Source organism: Pseudomonas sp. FSL R10-1350, assembly GCF_009600525.1.
Taxonomy (GTDB): Bacteria; Pseudomonadota; Gammaproteobacteria; order Pseudomonadales; family Pseudomonadaceae; genus Aquipseudomonas; species Aquipseudomonas helleri.
The window spans coordinates 1-15,637 of the sequence record NZ_WIVR01000038.1 but is presented as its reverse complement, the minus strand read 5'-3'; the positions used below and the strand labels follow the sequence as shown (position 1 = coordinate 15,637).

Genomic DNA, 15,637 nt, shown 5'->3' with positions numbered 1-15,637 from the left:
CAACACTCACAATTCAATGCCTTTCTGGGCTTTGATACCGGCCTGGAAGGCATGTTTGATCACGCCCATTTCAGTCACGGTATCGGCCAGGTCAATCAGTTCAGGTTTAGCGCCGCGCCCGGTGACCAGCACATGCTGCATCGGCGGGCGGGCTTGCAGATCGCTCAGCACTTGCTCCAGATCGAGGTAGCCGTGCTTGAGCGCAATGTTCAATTCATCCAGCACCACCAGGCCAATGGCCGGGTCGCGCAGCATCTCGCGGGATACTTCCCAGGCGGCTTCGGCGGCGGCGATGTCACGCTGGCGGTCCTGAGTTTCCCAGGTAAAACCTTCGCCCATCACGTGATAGCGCACTTGTTCAGGGAAGCGACGGAAAAAGATCTCTTCGCCGGTGCTGTTACGCCCCTTGATGAACTGCACTACGCCGCACTGCAGGCCGTGGCCCATGGCCCGGGCCAACATGCCGAAAGCCGAACTGCTCTTGCCTTTGCCGTTGCCGGTCAACACCAGCAGCAGGCCGCACTCATTGGGAGCGCTGGCAATGCGTTCGTCCATAATCGCTTTTTTGCGTTGCATGCGCGCCAGGTGACGTTCGTCGCGCTCGGGGGATTCATTCATGGCAGCTCTCCGTTGGGGCTAAAAAATGCAAACGGGAGGCGGGGGAATTCGTTAACAATCGACACACCTTCGCCCGCCGCAAGGGTGCTGGATGGATCAGGCCGGTCTCCGGGCTCATGAGTGGGCGTTCCTGAATAAGGAACAGCACCGGGTCACGCGCCTTCCCGTGCAATAAACACAGTGGCATTGAGCGTGATGTTGACTCATTTACCGTTGCGGGGGCAGCGCCGGGATCAAAGCGGTTGTGTGGGTCAAACGCGCCCTCACCGGCTTCCCTGTTTCACTCTGCCAACCTGAGGTTGCAGAGCACCTGAAACACGCCGCGAAGGTTAGAGGGTTGGGGGTGGAGCGTCAATTAAAGGTGCCGGGCTGCGCAGCAAACAAACCCGTCGGCCTGAACCTTTGAACGGCTACGCTTCTCTATGACTACACGCCCACTGTTTTCATGGAGATCCCTATGTTCAAGCGCCAGCACGCTGTTGTCATCGTTTTAGCGGCAGGGTTGGCCGCCTGCGGTGAAAGCTCGACCCTGCAAGTTACCGACGGCACAGGCCCCTCGCCTACTCTGCCGGCACCGAACAAAACGCTGATCCCCACCGTCAACATCGCCCCCGCGGTGGGCTGGGCGGAGGGCGCCAAGCCGGTTGCCGCGCAAGGTTTGCAGGTGCAGGCATTTGCCGAAGGGCTCGACCACCCGCGCTGGCTCTATGTGTTGCCCAATGGCGATGTGCTGGTGGCCGAAAGCAACGCACCGGCCAAACCGGATGGCAGCCAGGGGCTGCGCGAGTGGATCGCCAGCAAGGTCATGGGCCGCGCCGGTGCCGGTGTGCCGAGCGCCAACCGCATCACTTTGTTGCGCGACACCAACCACGATGGCAAAGCCGACACCCGCACAGTGTTTCTAGAAAACCTGAACTCGCCCTTCGGCATGACGCTGGTGGGCAACGACCTGTACGTGGCGGATGCCGACAAGTTGCTGCGCTTCCCGTATCAACCGGGCGAAACCTCCATCAGCGCACAGCCGACCAAGATCATTGATTTGCCCAGCGGCCTGAACCACCACTGGACGAAAAACGTCATTGCCAGCCCCGACGGCAAAAAACTCTACGTGAGTGTCGGCTCGAACAGTAACGTCGGCGAAAACGGCATGGACATCGAAGAAGGCCGCGCAGCGATCTGGGAAGTCGACCCGGCCACCGGCAGCCACCGCATTTTTGCCTCCGGGCTGCGTAATCCCAACGGCATGGACTGGGAACCCAAGACCGGCAAACTGTGGACCGCAGTGAACGAGCGCGACGAAATCGGCAGCGATTTGGTGCCCGACTACATCACTTCGGTGCAAGACGGCGGCTTCTATGGCTGGCCCTACAGCTACTACGGGCAGCACGTCGACGTGCGGGTCAACCCGCAAAACGCCGAGCTGGTGGCCAAAGCCATTGCCCCGGATTATGCCGTCGGCCCGCACACCGCCTCGCTGGGCCTGGCCTTCGCGCAAAACAGCACACTGCCGAACTTCACCGACGGCGTATTTATCGGCCAGCATGGCTCATGGAACCGCAAACCGCACAGTGGCTACAAAGTGATCTTCGTTCCGTTTGCCGACGGCAAACCCAACGGCATGCCGATTGACGTGCTGACCGGCTTCCTCAACTCCGATGAAAAAGCCATGGGCCGCCCGGTGGGGGTCGTCATTGATAAACAGGGGGACTTGCTGGTGGCCGATGATGTCGGCAACAAAGTGTGGCGGGTGTCGGGGGAGTAAACCTTTAAATCCTGTCACGACAGATCTATGCGCTTTTGGTAGGAGCTGCCGAAGGTTGCGATCTTTTGATCTCTAAAAACTAAAGATCGCAGCCTGCGGCAACTCCTACAGAGGCCTCATCAAATTAGAGAGATTAAGGCAACCGCGCCAAATGCTGCTCGGTTGGCAAGACGCGCTTGGCGTTCAGGTAGGCTTTTTGCCAATAGGCTTTGCTGAGGCTGTCCAGCTTGACCGTGCCGCCCGTGGCAGGCGCATGCACGAAGCGGCCTTCACCGACGTAGATACCGGCATGGCTGACTTGGGTTCCACCATTGGTGGCGAAGAACAACAGGTCACCGGTTTGCAGTTGGTCTTTGCCGACATTCTGCCCGCGCATCACGATCATTTCGCGGGTGGTGCGCGGCAACGATATACCCGCCATGTCGTTGTAGACGTACTTGATCAGTCCACTGCAATCAAAACCTGAGTCCGGTGTATTGCCGCCCCAGCGATAAGGCGTCCCTACCAGGCCCAACGCACGAAACAATACGTCTGCCGCCAACGGCGAACCATCGTCGATCGGACTCGACGACACAACCGGTTTGACTTCAACGGGAGCAGGTGCAGGACGGTTTGCGCAGGCACTGAGCAGTGCGGCGAATGTGATGAGGGCAACGCGGGCCAGGGTCGACATAAACAGAACGTTCCTGATTCTGGATACGGCTACTGGGCCGCGAAACCCGAAGCCGCGACAGGGGATACCTTCGCGGCTTCAGGAATTTAACATTGCGACTGAATTCTAGCGCTTAGAAGCCAAACTTCAAGTAAGACTTTAACTTTACTTACGAGCCACTACGCTGGTTGGCGCCATGGCCAAAGCACGCTTGGCTTCAATAAAGGTCTTGTTCCAGTAGGTGTCGCCCAGGCTATCAATCCTTACACCACCGCTGCGGCGGCTGCTGGAGTGAATAAACTGGTCATCGCCCAGGTAAATGCCAGCGTGGCTGACACGTCCGCGACCATTGGTGCTGAAGAACAGCAAGTCACCCGGCTTGAGGTTGTTTCGTGCGACCAACGGTGCATTTACGTTGATCATTTCGCGGGTGGAGCGCGGCAATTGCATGCCCGCTTCCTCTTTGAACAGATAGCCGATAAAGCCACTGCAATCGAAACCAGCTTCAGAGGTGCCGCCAAAACGGTAACGGGTACCGATCAAGGACATTCCGCGCTCAAGAATGCTGTCAGCCAAGGCCGGCAGTTCGTAAGGCTTGCTGTTTTCGGAAAATTGAGCCAGTTCTTTTTCAGTGGCCAGTTCTTCCTGATAAAGAGCGGAAGACTGCGACGAAGATGACTTTTGAACCTGTGAATCGACAACTTGCTGGGACACTGGCGAGTGAGCAGCGCAGCCGAAAAGCAGGGTAACGAGTGCGAGAGGCACGAGGGGTGCGAAGCGCTTTAGCATGGGCACGACCGTGGCTGTAGGAAAAGTTACCGCGACTATGCCCTCTATGATCCTCATTTGCAAATTCAATCGAATTAAATGTGACTTAGTCGATTTCACGTGACATCTAAGGTTTTACACCCCTGACAATCGATTTTGCGTAGACGCACGTCTGATACGCAGGTTTTCTGACGCCTGAATACTGCCTAAACCTTGTAGGAATGCGCTTTTACAGCAAAAGATCGCGAGGCAAGCTCGCTCCTGCATAAAAAGGGGATGGCGGGTATTTACCAGCCGAGGGTTTCTTTCAGGAAGGGAATGGTCAGCTTGCGTTGGGCCTGCAACGAGGCCTGATCGAGGCGCTCAAGCAATTCGAACAGCGCGCTCATGCTGCGTGTGCCGCGCGTGAGGATGAAATGCCCGACTTCGTCGGTCAGGTGCAGGCCACGGCGCGAGGCGCGTAACTGCAAGGCACGCAGTTTGTCTTCATCAGACAAGGGGCGCATTTGAAAAATCAGCGCCAGGGTGAGGCGTGATTTAAGGTCGGCCAGTTTGATCGGCAATTCACGTGGCGAGGCCGAGGCGGCTATCAGCAAGCGTCGACCGCTGTCACGCAGGCGATTGAACAGGTGAAACAGCGCTTCTTCCCAATCAGCCCGACCGGCCACGGCCTGCAGGTCGTCCAGACACACCAGTTCGTATTGCTCAAGGTTGTCGAGGATCTCGATACCACGATCCAGCAACTCCGCCAACGGCAAATACACCGCAGGCTCGCCCAGTTGCTCGAAACGCAAGCATGCGGCCTGCAACAAATGCGTGCGCCCTACCCCATGTTTGCCCCACAGATAAATCAGGCTTTCTGTCCACCCGGCGTCGGCTTCGCACAGACGTTCGACGTAGCCGAGTGCAGCGGCATTGGCGCCTGGATAGTAATTGATGAAGGTAGCGTCATCTCGCAGACGCACACCTAGGGGCAGCTGAATCGGTTTCATGCTGACTGAACAGTTCAAACGAACCGTTAGTGGCCTCTGTGTAAAGTTTGCAAAGTTTATACCCGTGTAGCCGGGCGCACAATGTAACAGACCACGAGCAAAATCAAAGGTTTGCGTTAACGCATTGGATTGAATCAAATTTTTCTGAGAGACAAGCTCGCGCCCGGCCATAAAAAAGGCCGGTTCATCGCCACATGAACCGGCCTCTTATTCAATCGCTTACCTGCCTACAACTCAGGTTCTTCATCACCTTTGTAGGCCTGCGAATGTTTGTACAAATCGTGCATATGGCGCACCAGCACCATGATCACGGCCGCGACCGGCAAGGCCAGCAGTACGCCGGTAAAGCCGAACAGCTCACCGCCCGCCAGAATCGCAAAGATCACCGCTACCGGATGCAGGCCGATGCGGTCGCCTACCAACAGCGGGGTCAAGACCATGCCTTCCAGCGCCTGCCCGACCATAAACACCGCAACAATCCCCAGCATCGGGTACAGGTCACCGCCAAACTGGAACAGGCCCGCAATCAACGCGGCGCCGATGCCGATGATAAAGCCCATGTACGGCACGATAGCCGCCAGACCGGCCATCAAACCGATCAACAGCCCCAGCTCCAGACCCAGCAACATCAAGCCTGCCGAATAGATGATGCCCAAAGCGACCATCACCAAGAGCTGCCCGCGAACGAAAGCGCCGAGTACGTCGTGACATTCCTTGGCCAGCGACACGATCCGCTCTTCGCGATCGCGCGGCAGCAGGCCACGGATCTTGGACAACAAGACATCCCAGTCGCGCAGCAAGTAAAAAGCCACCACTGGAATCAGTACCAGGTTCGCCAAAAAGCCAAACAGCGCCAGACTTGAAGCGGTCGCCTGTGACAGCACCACCCCGGCGATATCCCCGGCCTGCCCCATGTGCTCGGTAATCGTGGCTTTGATCTTGTTGAAGTTCCAGAAGCCATCCCCCAGACCGAACCGGGTTTGCACCCACGGCAAGGCGGTATTCTGCAACCAGTCCAGTACCTGTGGCGCCAACTGGTAAAGCTTCACCAACTGCTTGGCCAGCATCGGCACCAGCACCACCAGCAAGGTCACCAGAATGACTGTGAACAGGGTAAAAACCGTGATCGTGCCCCAGGTTCTGGACAGGCCGATTTTTTCGAGGCGATCAACCACCGGGTCGAACATGTAAGCAAGAACGATCGCAATCAGAAAAGGCGTCAGTATCGCGTGCAAGAAATACACGAATAGCACCGCGGCCAGCGCTACACCCCACCAAACCCACCGTCGCGAATCCCGCATAAATGCCTGTCCTTATATATAGAAGAGAAAAACCTACCAGCTAAAGCGCAACTGCGCCGCCTGAGGTGTAGCCGACGCCTGATCTGCAGGCACTTCATGCATTTGCGCCAACGCCAACTGCGAACGTAATTGTTCTGCACTGCCGTTGACCTGATAGACGATACGGTTGCCATCGACGCTCACCAATTGGCCACCAAACGGTTCAAGCAAGCGACTCAACTGAGCATAGCGCTCCAGGGTCATGCCCTGTACTTCAAGTAACTGATCGGTCGACACGCCCGGCTTGACGGCGTAGCGCGGAGCCAGACGCTGGCTGACTTGCAGCATTACGTCATCCGCCAGTGCCGCCTGATCAGCGCCGGTTGCACTGCCTTGCTCTTGTTGATCGCCGATCCACAGGCGCCATTTGGCCTGCCACTGGCCGCTGTCTTCATGAGCATGAACGGCCAGCAGCGCGTCTGCGCCGTAACGCTCGGACGCCTCTTTCAGCGGCGCCGGATTAGAGCCTTCAAGGTTTTCGGCAGTGCCCACCAATTGCTCGCTCAAGTCAGCCAGCGGCAAGCGCAGTGGCAAACCACGGTGTTGGGCGGCGCGGCGCAATGGTTCGGCAACGGATTGACCGTCACCCACCAGACTGGAGCCGTCCACCGAATCGTTCAGCCACCAACCCAGCAAGGCCGGGCGGTTGCTGCCCCACAGTGACAAGCCGGCCTGGCGCAAGGCGCGGTCTGTGCTCACCGGGTCGAAATCCACTTGCAGGGATTCTGGCGGGCCTGCGTCATAGCCGTACTGGCTGATGATTTGCTGAGGATCTTTGCGAATAGGCTCCAGCGCCGGGTTCTGCACCGCCTTGGCGTCCCCCGTCAGGCGCAACACCAGGGTTTCCAGGGCTTTTTGCGTGGCTTGCGCGCGCTCATCAGGCGACTGACTGGTGACCGGCTCACGCACTTGATACAGGCCCGTCAGGATTTCGGCATGACTCGCCAGGCTGAAAAAAGACAAACAGCCCACAGCTATTAATTGATGAAAACGCATGAAAGATTCCCAACGGCAAAAAAGGGCATTAAAAGGCCGTATAAACACACTCGATAACACCTCAGACAGGCGCGCAGCCAAATCATTCAGGTGCAGCTCGCAGATTTCACACGGTCATAAAAAATCAGAATTTAGCGGATATACCTTATACAGCGTCGCGCCAAGCAGCCAGTACGACTAAAAAAGGTTTTTTTCGACAGATATAACCCTGCCTGTCGGCCCGAGGATGGCCGCTGCCCTTCAAGCCTGATAAAATCGCGCGCCTTCGCAGACCGGCGACAGCCGGGCACTCTGCAAATGCTCTGTTTCAAACCCTGAGCACTTGCAAGCAGGCCCGCTGAGATCGGTCGATACCCCCGAATCCCCCCTAAAGGCCTGGATTATGAGCAAGCAACCCTCCCTGAGCTACAAGGACGCCGGTGTAGACATCGACGCCGGTGAAGCATTGGTCGAACGCATCAAGAGCGTAGCCAAGCGCACTGCGCGCCCTGAAGTGATGGGCGGCCTCGGCGGTTTTGGCGCCCTCTGCGAAATCCCGGCCGGTTACAAGCAACCTGTTCTGGTTTCCGGCACCGACGGTGTGGGCACCAAGCTGCGCCTGGCGCTGAACCTGAACAAGCACGACAGCATCGGCATCGACCTGGTCGCCATGTGCGTTAACGACTTGATCGTGTGCGGCGCAGAGCCTCTGTTCTTCCTCGACTACTACGCCACCGGCAAGCTCAACGTAGAAACCGCAACCCAAGTGGTTACCGGTATCGGCGCTGGCTGCGAATTGTCCGGTTGCTCGCTGGTAGGCGGCGAAACCGCAGAAATGCCTGGCATGTACGAAGGCGAAGACTACGACCTGGCCGGCTTCTGCGTTGGCGTGGTCGAGAAAGCCGAGATCATCGACGGTTCCAAAGTGGCCACCGGTGACGCCCTGCTCGCCCTGCCTTCTTCGGGCCCGCACTCCAACGGTTACTCGCTGATCCGCAAGATCATCGAAGTGTCCGGTGCCGACATCGAAAACACCCAGCTCGACGGCCAGCCGCTGACCGACCTGCTGATGGCGCCGACCCGTATCTACGTCAAGCCGCTGCTCAAGCTGATCAAGGACACCGGCGTAGTTAAAGCCATGGCCCACATCACCGGTGGCGGCCTGCTCGACAACATCCCGCGCGTGCTGCCAAAAGGCGCTCAAGCGGTGGTTGACGTGGCCAGCTGGCAGCGCCCTGCAGTCTTCAACTGGCTGCAAGAAAAAGGCAACGTGAACGAAACCGAAATGCACCGCGTGCTGAACTGTGGCGTGGGCATGGTGATCTGCGTGGCTCAGGCTGACGTTGACACCGCGCTGAACGTACTGCGTGAAGCGGGCGAGCAACCTTGGGTGATCGGCCACATCGCCACGGCCGCCGAAGGCGCGCCGCAAGTTGAGCTGCAAAACCTCAAGGCGCACTAATGCCCGATACCTGTGATGTAGTGGTGCTGCTTTCCGGCACCGGCAGCAACTTGCAAGCCTTGATCGACAGCTGTTCGATCAAGGACAGCCCGGCCAGAATCCGCGCGGTGATCTCCAACCGCGCAGACGCCTACGGCCTGCAACGCGCCAAAGACGCGGGTATCGACACCCGCGTACTGGATCACACAGCATTCGAGGGCCGCGAGGCCTTCGATGCTGCACTGATCGAAGTCATTGATACGTTCAACCCGCAACTGGTAGTTCTGGCCGGATTCATGCGCATCCTCAGCGCAGGCTTCGTGCGTCACTATCAGGGCCGTCTGCTCAACATCCACCCTTCCCTGCTGCCCAAATACAAAGGCCTGCACACGCATCAGCGTGCGCTGCAAGCCGGTGACAGCGAGCATGGCTGCAGCGTGCACTTCGTCACCGAGGAACTCGATGGCGGGCCTCTGGTCGTACAAGCAATCATTGCGGTAGAGTCCGATGACTCGCCGCACAGTCTGGCGCAACGGGTTCACGCCCAGGAGCACCGGATTTACCCGCTTGCAGTGCGCTGGTTTGCCGAAGGTCGCTTGTCACTTGACGAGCAAGGCGCATTATTAGACGGTCAATTACTCGCGGCCAGCGGCCACTTGATACGAACCTAGGAGACATTATGCGTCGTGCCCTGCTCCTCGCCTTGAGCCTGCTGGCTGTCCCAGCAGTGCAAGCGGCTGAACTTCATCCTTTCCAGGCCAGCTACACGGCCGACTGGAAACAGTTACCCATGAGCGGTTCTGCCGAGCGCAGTCTGGTCAAGAATGACAACGGCACCTGGACCTTGAACTTCAAGGCCTCGATGATGATCGCCAGCCTGTCCGAATCCAGCACGTTCGCGTTCAAGAACGACAGCCTGATCCCTCAGTCCTACCGTTTCGAACGTGGCGGCCTGGGCAAAGCCAAGAACATAAACCTGGACTTTGACTGGACCACCAACATGGTCACCGGCACGTTCAACAAAGACCCGGTCAAGGTGACATTGCTCAGCGGCATGCTCGACAAGTCGACTTACCAGTTGGCGTTGCAGCGCGATGTCGTGGCGGGCAAAAAGAGCATGAGCTACCAGGTCGTTGACGAAGATGGCGTAGACACCTACGACTTTCGCGTCATAGGCCCGGAAGTGGTCGAAACCAAGGCGGGCAAGGTAGACGCCATCAAGGTTGAGCGCGTACGCGACCCGACACTGGACCAGAACCAGAACAAGCGCATCACCGAAATGTGGTTCGCCAAGAGCTGGGACGGTTTGCTGGTCAAACTGCGCCAGGTTGAAAAAGACGGCAAGGAATACAACATCATGCTGCAAGACGGCACGGTGGACGGCAAAGCCGTCAAAGGCAGCTGAGGCGCGACATGCCTTAAGCAGCACGCTTCAAGAAAACCTCGCTCCGGCGAGGTTTTTTCGTTTCTGAGTCCGCGCAACAAACAGGCAACTGTAGTCGCTGACGAGGTACGAAGGCTGCGAACGGCTACGTGCAGCCGTAAATCCATCCACCTCGGGATTCTTGGGTACATATCCATTGCTGCAGCAACGGATATGTACATAAAAGCCTCTCTAATCAAGAGCAACCCTCACCCTAGCCCTCTCCCGAAGGAGAGGGAACCGATTGGGGGATGCTGAAGATACTCGCTGTCCTGTTTGCTGTGCGACAGCGCGGCGTCGTAGACGGGGCGGCAACGCCTACAGAGGATTGGAGTGATTCGCAGGACCTTGAACATGAAACTTTTGTCATAAAACTATTGGCAAAATCCGTAAACACCGCGTAGTACAAGGGCTGCAGCGTTTTGCGCTTTTTTCCAAGATGACAGAGCGACAATTAGCTATTTACTTAGGAAGCTAACAAATTCTATAAAGAAGTCCTGCGACGTCTTGCCGCAGGTCCTTATCAGAATTTGGAGCAAGCAGATGACTATCAAAGTAACTGAACGCGACGATTCACGTATGTTCCACCAGTTTGTAGCCCATGGCGTACACCTGTGGGATGTTCATCAGGAAAACATCTTGGTTGGCATGTTTCACCGCGAGAGCGACGCTCATAACTACAAAGCAGAGCTGGAAAAGCTTGAAGCGCAGAAACTCAAAGCCTGAACCACGGCAACGACAGTCTTGAAAAACACAAACCCCGCCGAAGCGGGGTTTGTTTATTGCCTTGCAGGAGCGAGTTTGCTCGCGATCTTTTGATCTTTACCACATCAGATCGTCAGGGATCTGGTACGCCGCGTACGGATCATCTTCTTCCGGCGTTTTCGACTCGACCAGCACGTTCAACTGAACGATACGGCGCGGGTCGCGCTCCTGGATCTTCAGCGCCGCCTCACGCGGGATCACTTCGTAGCCGCCCTGGTGCTGCACAATCGCCAATGAACCGTTGGCCAGTTTGTTGCGCATCAAGGTGTTGACCGACAGGCGCTTGACCTTCTTGTCATCCACGAAGTTGTAGTAGTCCTCGGTGTTCAGCTTGGGCAGGCGCGACACTTCGATCAATTGCTTGATCTGTGCAGCGCGGGCTTTTTGCTCGGCTTTTTCTTGCTGCTGACGATTGAGTTCCTGATCACGCTTGATCTTCTCGGCCTTGGCTTCTGCGGCCAGGCGCTGCTGCGTGTCATCCAGCTCGATCTGGCCTTTATGGGCCAGACGCTGCTGCTTTTGCTTTTCTTTACCGGCCTGCTTGGCCTGCTTCTCGTTGACCAATCCGGCTTTGAGCAACTGGTCGCGTAGGGAAATGCTCATTGTCTTACTCACTTAGGCAAACTCAGCCGCAGCTGGGCAAATTCTTTTCCTGGCGCTTGGCTTCACCCCACAGGGCGTCCAGGTCTTCAAGGGTGCAATCTTCAATGGGACGCAGGGTATCGCGCAATGCCTGCTCGATAAACCGGAAACGTCGGTCAAATTTGGCATTTGCACCGCGCAAGGCGGTTTCCGGGTCAACTTTTAGATGCCGCGCCAGGTTCACCACCGAAAACAGCAAGTCGCCCACCTCATCGTGGATCGCCGCCGAATCGTTATCCGCCATGGCTTCCAGCACTTCGTCCAGCTCTTCACGCACCTTGTCCAGCACCGGCAAGGCGCCGGGCCAGTCAAAGCCGACCTGAGCCGCACGCTTTTGCAACTTGGCCGCACGGGACAACGCAGGCAGCGCCACCGGCACATCATCGAGCAACGACAACTGCTGCGGCGCCGCGGATTTTTCTGCGCGCTCTTCGGCCTTGATTTCGTCCCAACGCTCCTTGACCTGCGCTTCGCTCAAGCGCGGCACGTCCAGCGGCGCGTACAGGTCGCCGGTGGGGAACACATGGGGATGGCGGCGGATCAATTTGCGGGTAATGCTGTCGATCACCCCGGCAAACTCAAAGCGCCCTTCTTCACGGGCCAACTGGCTGTAATACACCACCTGGAACAGCAAATCGCCCAATTCGCCCTGCAAGTGCTCAAAGTCGCTGCGCTCAATGGCATCGGCCACTTCGTAAGCTTCTTCGAGGGTATAAGGCACGATCGTCGCGTAAGTTTGTTTGATATCCCACGGGCAGCCGAACTGCGGGTCGCGCAGGCGGGCCATGAGATTTAGCAAGTCGTCGAGGGTGTACATCATTAATCCTTGTGCAGAACGATGTAGGAGCCAACTGCCTCGCGATCTTTTAAAGGTCAAAAGATCGCGAGGCAAGCTCGCACCTACAAGAGATCAACGCGGTTCGCTACGTCCGATACGGCGGGTTTCGATGATGTTCGGCAGTTGCGAAATACGCCCCAGCAAACGCCCTAATGCATCCAGCCCCGGAATCTCGATGGTCAGGGACATCAACGCGGTGTTGTCCTCTTTGTTCGAGCGGGTGTTGACCGCCAGTACGTTGATGCGTTCGTTCAGCAGCACTTGCGATACATCGCGCAGCAGGCCCGAACGGTCGTAGGCACGGATTTCGATATCGACCGGGTACGTCGACACCGGGATCGGCCCCCAACTGACCTGGATGATCCGCTCCGGCTCACGGCCGCCTAATTGCAGCACCGAGGCGCAGTCCTGACGGTGAATGCTCACGCCACGCCCCTGAGTGATGTAACCGACAATCGCATCGCCCGGCAGCGGCTGGCAGCAGCCGGCCATTTGGGTCAGCAGGTTGCCCACGCCTTCGATCTGGATATCGCCGCGTTTGCCCGGTTTGTAGCCTTGGGCTTTGCGCGGAATCAGCTCGATCTGTTCGCTGCCGCGTTCCGGCTCGACCAGTTGCTGCGCCAGATTAATGAGCTGGGCCAGACGCAAATCGCCCGCCCCCAGCGCCGCGAACATGTCCTCGGCGGTTTTCATGTTGGCTTTGTCGGCGAGCTTTTCGTAGTCCACCGCTGGCAAGCCCAGGCGTCCCAGCTCACGCTCAAGCAAGGTTTTACCGGCCGCGACGTTTTGATCACGGGCCTGCAATTTAAACCAGTGAACAATCTTCGCCCGCGCCCGCGAGGTGGTCACGTACCCCAGGTTGGAGTTCAGCCAGTCACGGCTCGGCGTGCCGTGCTTGCTGGTGATGATCTCGACTTGCTCACCGGTTTGCAGGCTGTAGTTGAGCGGCACAATGCGCCCGTTGATCTTCGCGCCCCGGCAGTTATGGCCGATTTCGGTGTGCACCCGGTAGGCGAAGTCCAATGGCGTCGCGCCCTTGGGCAGGTCGATGGCATGCCCGTCCGGGGTAAAGATGTAGACCCGATCCGGTTCGATATCGACCCGCAACTGATCGGCCAGACCACCGATATCGCCCAGCTCTTCGTGCCACTCCAGTACCTGGCGCAGCCACGAGATTTTTTCTTCGTACTGGTTGGACCCGGCTTTAACGTCGGTGCCCTTGTAGCGCCAGTGTGCGCACACCCCAAGCTCAGCCTCTTCGTGCATGGCATGGGTACGGATCTGTACTTCCAGCACCTTGCCTTCCGGCCCGATCACCGCCGTGTGCAACGAGCGGTAGCCGTTCTCTTTGGGGTTGGCGATGTAGTCGTCAAACTCTTTGGGGATGTGCCGCCACAGCGTGTGGACGATACCCAGCGCGGTGTAGCAATCGCGCATTTCCGGGACCAGCACCCGCACAGCGCGCACGTCATAGATCTGGCTGAAAGCCAGACCCTTGCGCTGCATTTTGCGCCAGATCGAATAGATGTGTTTGGCCCGGCCGCTGATGTCGGCGTCAACCACCCCGGTGGCCTCAAGCTCGGTGCGCAACTGGTTCATCACATCGCTGATAAAGCGCTCGCGGTCCAGCCGGCGCTCGTGCAGCAAGGTGGCGATTTGTTTGTACTGCTCAGGCTCCAGATAGCGGAAGGACAAGTCCTCCAGCTCCCACTTGATGTGGCCGATACCCAGGCGGTGCGCCAGCGGCGCATAAATATCGAAGACCTCGCGGGCAACGCGGATGCGCTTCTCGTCCGAGGCACTTTTGACTTCGCGGATGGCGCAGGTACGTTCGGCCAGCTTGATGAGTGCAACGCGCACGTCATCAACCATCGCCACAAGCATTTTGCGCAGATTTTCGACCTGCCCCTGAGAGCCCATCACCATGGATTGGCGGGGGCTGAGGCTGGCGCTGATCGCGGCCATGCGCAGCACGCCATCAATCAGCTTGGCGACCACCGGACCGAAGCGCTGGCTGACCGCAGGCAGTTGAATCTGCCCTTCGCGTACGCCGCGATACAAAATCGCCGCGACCAGCGAGTCTTGATCGAGCTTGAGATCGGCGAGGATTTCAGCAATTTCCAACCCGGTTCGAAAGCTCGACGCGCCTTCAGTCCACAGGTTTTTTGCTGCATTGGCTTGCTGTTCCGCCTCACGTGCGTACTCACACGCTTCTTTCAAGGCTTCACGGTCCAGCGCCACATCGACACTCACCGCATGATCAAGCCATGCCTCGAGGTTGAGACTGCCGTCAGTGTTGATCGGCTGGTGTGCTCTGACCTGTACCATCTTGCTTACCTTCCCTACGGCGCAGGTTTGATGCGCCGATATACCGACCCGAATCCCAACCCCATGCTCCAGGGTTTAGTGGCATGGGATTGCGGGCCCGTCGAAATAGACAGACCATCCTAGTCTGCTTCAAATAACGCCATCGCCTCGACATGCGCGGTTTGCGGGAACATATCGAGGATTCCGGCACGTTTTAACCGATACCCCTGTTTCATCAACTCAACCGTGTCGCGAGCCAGCGTAGCCGGGTTGCACGACACATAGACCAAACGTTTGGCCCCCAGCCCCGACAGCTTGCGCACCACCTCAAAGGCCCCGTCACGCGGCGGGTCAAGGAGGACAGCGGCAAAGCCCTGCGAGGCCCATGTTGCATCCACCAAGGGCTGCGACAGGTCGGCCTGAAAAAACGCTGCATTATGCAGCTTGTTACTGACCGCGTTTTGCGCGGCGCGTTCGACCATGGTCGTAACACCCTCGACGGCCACCACTTCGCGTACCTGACGCGCCAGGGGTAATGCGAAATTACCCAGCCCACAGAACAAGTCAAGAACCCGTTCGTCAGCCTGCGGCGCCAGCCACTCCAGCGCTTGCGCAACCATGGCTTCGTTGACCCCGGCGTTGACCTGAACAAAGTCACCCGGCCGGTAGGCCAGTTCCAGGTCCCACTGCTGTAAACGGTAGCCCAAGGTCTGCGTCAAATCGACCGGTTGCGGCTCGCCATCGCCATGTAGCCACAACTGGGCATGATGGGTGGCGCAAAAATTCTGTAAAACCTGCAAGTCAGCAGCGCTGAGCGGCGCCATATGGCGCAGCAACACGGCATTCGCAGAACCGCTGAACAACTCGACATGCCCCAGGGCCTTCGGATTGCTCAATTGGCGCAGCATGGCCGGCAGCCCGCTCATGATAGGTTGCAAAGCCTGTACCAGCACCAAACAGTGGTCGATGGCGACGATGTCCTGACTGCCGGCAGCCCGAAAGCCGACGTCCAGCCGCTTGGCCCTTGCGTCCCAGCGCACCGCGATGCGGGCCCGGCGGCGGTAGCCAAATTCTGGCCCGGTCAACGGCGCTGCCCATTCATCGGGCTCAACAC

The 15,637-nt window shown here is 58.0% G+C and carries 15 protein-coding genes and 1 riboswitch; of the genes, 5 read left to right on the top strand and 10 right to left on the bottom strand.

Annotated elements, in window-relative coordinates:
• Positions 1-6 precede the first annotated feature (6 nt).
• Complete coding sequence (gene cobO / locus GHO25_RS16605) at positions 7-618, bottom strand: cob(I)yrinic acid a,c-diamide adenosyltransferase (RefSeq protein WP_153329058.1); 612 nt, start codon at positions 616-618, stop codon at positions 7-9.
• 81 nt (positions 619-699) lie between these two features.
• Positions 700-947, bottom strand: a riboswitch (cobalamin riboswitch).
• 128 nt (positions 948-1,075) lie between these two features.
• Here cobO and GHO25_RS16600 point away from each other — a divergent pair.
• The gene (locus GHO25_RS16600; protein ID WP_153391297.1) at positions 1,076-2,380 is read left to right on the top strand and encodes a sorbosone dehydrogenase family protein; all 1,305 of its coding nucleotides are present in this window, start codon (positions 1,076-1,078) and stop codon (positions 2,378-2,380) included.
• Between the two features lie 133 nt (positions 2,381-2,513).
• Here the strand turns inward: GHO25_RS16600 and GHO25_RS16595 are convergent, their stop codons facing one another.
• From GHO25_RS16595 to GHO25_RS16575, 5 genes are all read right to left on the bottom strand, one after another.
• Positions 2,514-3,053, bottom strand: a complete 540-nt coding sequence (locus GHO25_RS16595) for a C40 family peptidase (protein WP_048369748.1) — start codon at positions 3,051-3,053, stop codon at positions 2,514-2,516.
• A 144-nt stretch (positions 3,054-3,197) separates the two neighbouring features.
• Positions 3,198-3,821 carry a C40 family peptidase gene (locus GHO25_RS16590; RefSeq protein WP_048369747.1) on the bottom strand — a complete coding sequence of 208 codons (624 nt, stop codon included), beginning with the start codon at positions 3,819-3,821 and terminating at the stop codon, positions 3,198-3,200.
• Between the two features lie 266 nt (positions 3,822-4,087).
• Positions 4,088-4,792, bottom strand: a complete 705-nt coding sequence (gene hda / locus GHO25_RS16585; protein WP_048369745.1) for a DnaA regulatory inactivator Hda — start codon at positions 4,790-4,792, stop codon at positions 4,088-4,090.
• Positions 4,793-5,019: 227 nt separating this feature from the next.
• Positions 5,020-6,093, bottom strand: a complete 1,074-nt coding sequence (locus GHO25_RS16580; RefSeq protein ID WP_048369743.1) for an AI-2E family transporter — start codon at positions 6,091-6,093, stop codon at positions 5,020-5,022.
• A gap of 33 nt (positions 6,094-6,126) precedes the next feature.
• Entirely contained in the window at positions 6,127-7,128 is a 1,002-nt protein-coding gene (locus tag GHO25_RS16575) for a DUF2066 domain-containing protein (protein WP_048369741.1), read from the bottom strand.
• 382 nt (positions 7,129-7,510) lie between these two features.
• On the opposite strand from GHO25_RS16575, the gene purM reads away from it, so the two are divergent.
• From purM to GHO25_RS16555, 4 genes are all read left to right on the top strand, one after another.
• Entirely contained in the window at positions 7,511-8,569 is a 1,059-nt protein-coding gene (gene purM / locus GHO25_RS16570; protein ID WP_048386779.1) for a phosphoribosylformylglycinamidine cyclo-ligase, read from the top strand.
• Positions 8,569-9,219, top strand: a complete 651-nt coding sequence (purN, locus tag GHO25_RS16565) for a phosphoribosylglycinamide formyltransferase (RefSeq protein WP_153391295.1) — start codon at positions 8,569-8,571, stop codon at positions 9,217-9,219. The genes purM and purN overlap by 1 nt, the downstream gene beginning before the upstream one ends.
• An 8-nt stretch (positions 9,220-9,227) precedes the next feature.
• The gene (locus tag GHO25_RS16560; protein WP_153332475.1) at positions 9,228-9,953 is read left to right on the top strand and encodes a DUF3108 domain-containing protein; all 726 of its coding nucleotides are present in this window, start codon (positions 9,228-9,230) and stop codon (positions 9,951-9,953) included.
• 561 nt (positions 9,954-10,514) lie between these two features.
• On the top strand, positions 10,515-10,697 hold the full coding sequence (locus GHO25_RS16555; RefSeq protein ID WP_153391293.1) for a hypothetical protein: 183 nt from the start codon (positions 10,515-10,517) through the stop codon (positions 10,695-10,697).
• A gap of 96 nt (positions 10,698-10,793) precedes the next feature.
• Here the strand turns inward: GHO25_RS16555 and GHO25_RS16550 are convergent, their stop codons facing one another.
• The 4 genes from GHO25_RS16550 to rlmD form a co-directional block, all read right to left on the bottom strand.
• On the bottom strand, positions 10,794-11,339 hold the full coding sequence (locus GHO25_RS16550) for a DUF2058 domain-containing protein (RefSeq protein ID WP_048369732.1): 546 nt from the start codon (positions 11,337-11,339) through the stop codon (positions 10,794-10,796).
• Between the two features lie 22 nt (positions 11,340-11,361).
• Complete coding sequence (mazG, locus tag GHO25_RS16545) at positions 11,362-12,195, bottom strand: nucleoside triphosphate pyrophosphohydrolase (RefSeq protein WP_048369730.1); 834 nt, start codon at positions 12,193-12,195, stop codon at positions 11,362-11,364.
• Between the two features lie 93 nt (positions 12,196-12,288).
• Entirely contained in the window at positions 12,289-14,544 is a 2,256-nt protein-coding gene (relA, locus tag GHO25_RS16540) for a GTP diphosphokinase (RefSeq protein WP_048369728.1), read from the bottom strand.
• Between the two features lie 119 nt (positions 14,545-14,663).
• A partial coding sequence (rlmD, locus tag GHO25_RS16535) for a 23S rRNA (uracil(1939)-C(5))-methyltransferase RlmD (protein ID WP_153391291.1) occupies positions 14,664-15,637 on the bottom strand: 974 nt, incomplete at its 5' end.

What these genes read in the sequence shown, in the direction of transcription:
- GHO25_RS16580 (WP_048369743.1), bottom strand. Translation starts at nt 6,093, where the DNA reads ATGCGGGATTCGCGACGGTGGGTTTGGTGGGGTGTAGCGCTGGCCGCG.
- purM (WP_048386779.1), top strand. Translation starts at nt 7,511, where the DNA reads ATGAGCAAGCAACCCTCCCTGAGCTACAAGGACGCCGGTGTAGACATC.
- GHO25_RS16600 (WP_153391297.1), top strand. Translation starts at nt 1,076, where the DNA reads ATGTTCAAGCGCCAGCACGCTGTTGTCATCGTTTTAGCGGCAGGGTTG.
- mazG (WP_048369730.1), bottom strand. Translation starts at nt 12,195, where the DNA reads ATGTACACCCTCGACGACTTGCTAAATCTCATGGCCCGCCTGCGCGAC.
- GHO25_RS16560 (WP_153332475.1), top strand. Translation starts at nt 9,228, where the DNA reads ATGCGTCGTGCCCTGCTCCTCGCCTTGAGCCTGCTGGCTGTCCCAGCA.
- purN (WP_153391295.1), top strand. Translation starts at nt 8,569, where the DNA reads ATGCCCGATACCTGTGATGTAGTGGTGCTGCTTTCCGGCACCGGCAGC.
- cobO (WP_153329058.1), bottom strand. Translation starts at nt 618, where the DNA reads ATGAATGAATCCCCCGAGCGCGACGAACGTCACCTGGCGCGCATGCAA.
- GHO25_RS16550 (WP_048369732.1), bottom strand. Translation starts at nt 11,339, where the DNA reads ATGAGCATTTCCCTACGCGACCAGTTGCTCAAAGCCGGATTGGTCAAC.
- relA (WP_048369728.1), bottom strand. Translation starts at nt 14,544, where the DNA reads ATGGTACAGGTCAGAGCACACCAGCCGATCAACACTGACGGCAGTCTC.
- GHO25_RS16575 (WP_048369741.1), bottom strand. Translation starts at nt 7,128, where the DNA reads ATGCGTTTTCATCAATTAATAGCTGTGGGCTGTTTGTCTTTTTTCAGC.
- GHO25_RS16595 (WP_048369748.1), bottom strand. Translation starts at nt 3,053, where the DNA reads ATGTCGACCCTGGCCCGCGTTGCCCTCATCACATTCGCCGCACTGCTC.
- GHO25_RS16590 (WP_048369747.1), bottom strand. Translation starts at nt 3,821, where the DNA reads ATGCTAAAGCGCTTCGCACCCCTCGTGCCTCTCGCACTCGTTACCCTG.
- hda (WP_048369745.1), bottom strand. Translation starts at nt 4,792, where the DNA reads ATGAAACCGATTCAGCTGCCCCTAGGTGTGCGTCTGCGAGATGACGCT.
- GHO25_RS16555 (WP_153391293.1), top strand. Translation starts at nt 10,515, where the DNA reads ATGACTATCAAAGTAACTGAACGCGACGATTCACGTATGTTCCACCAG.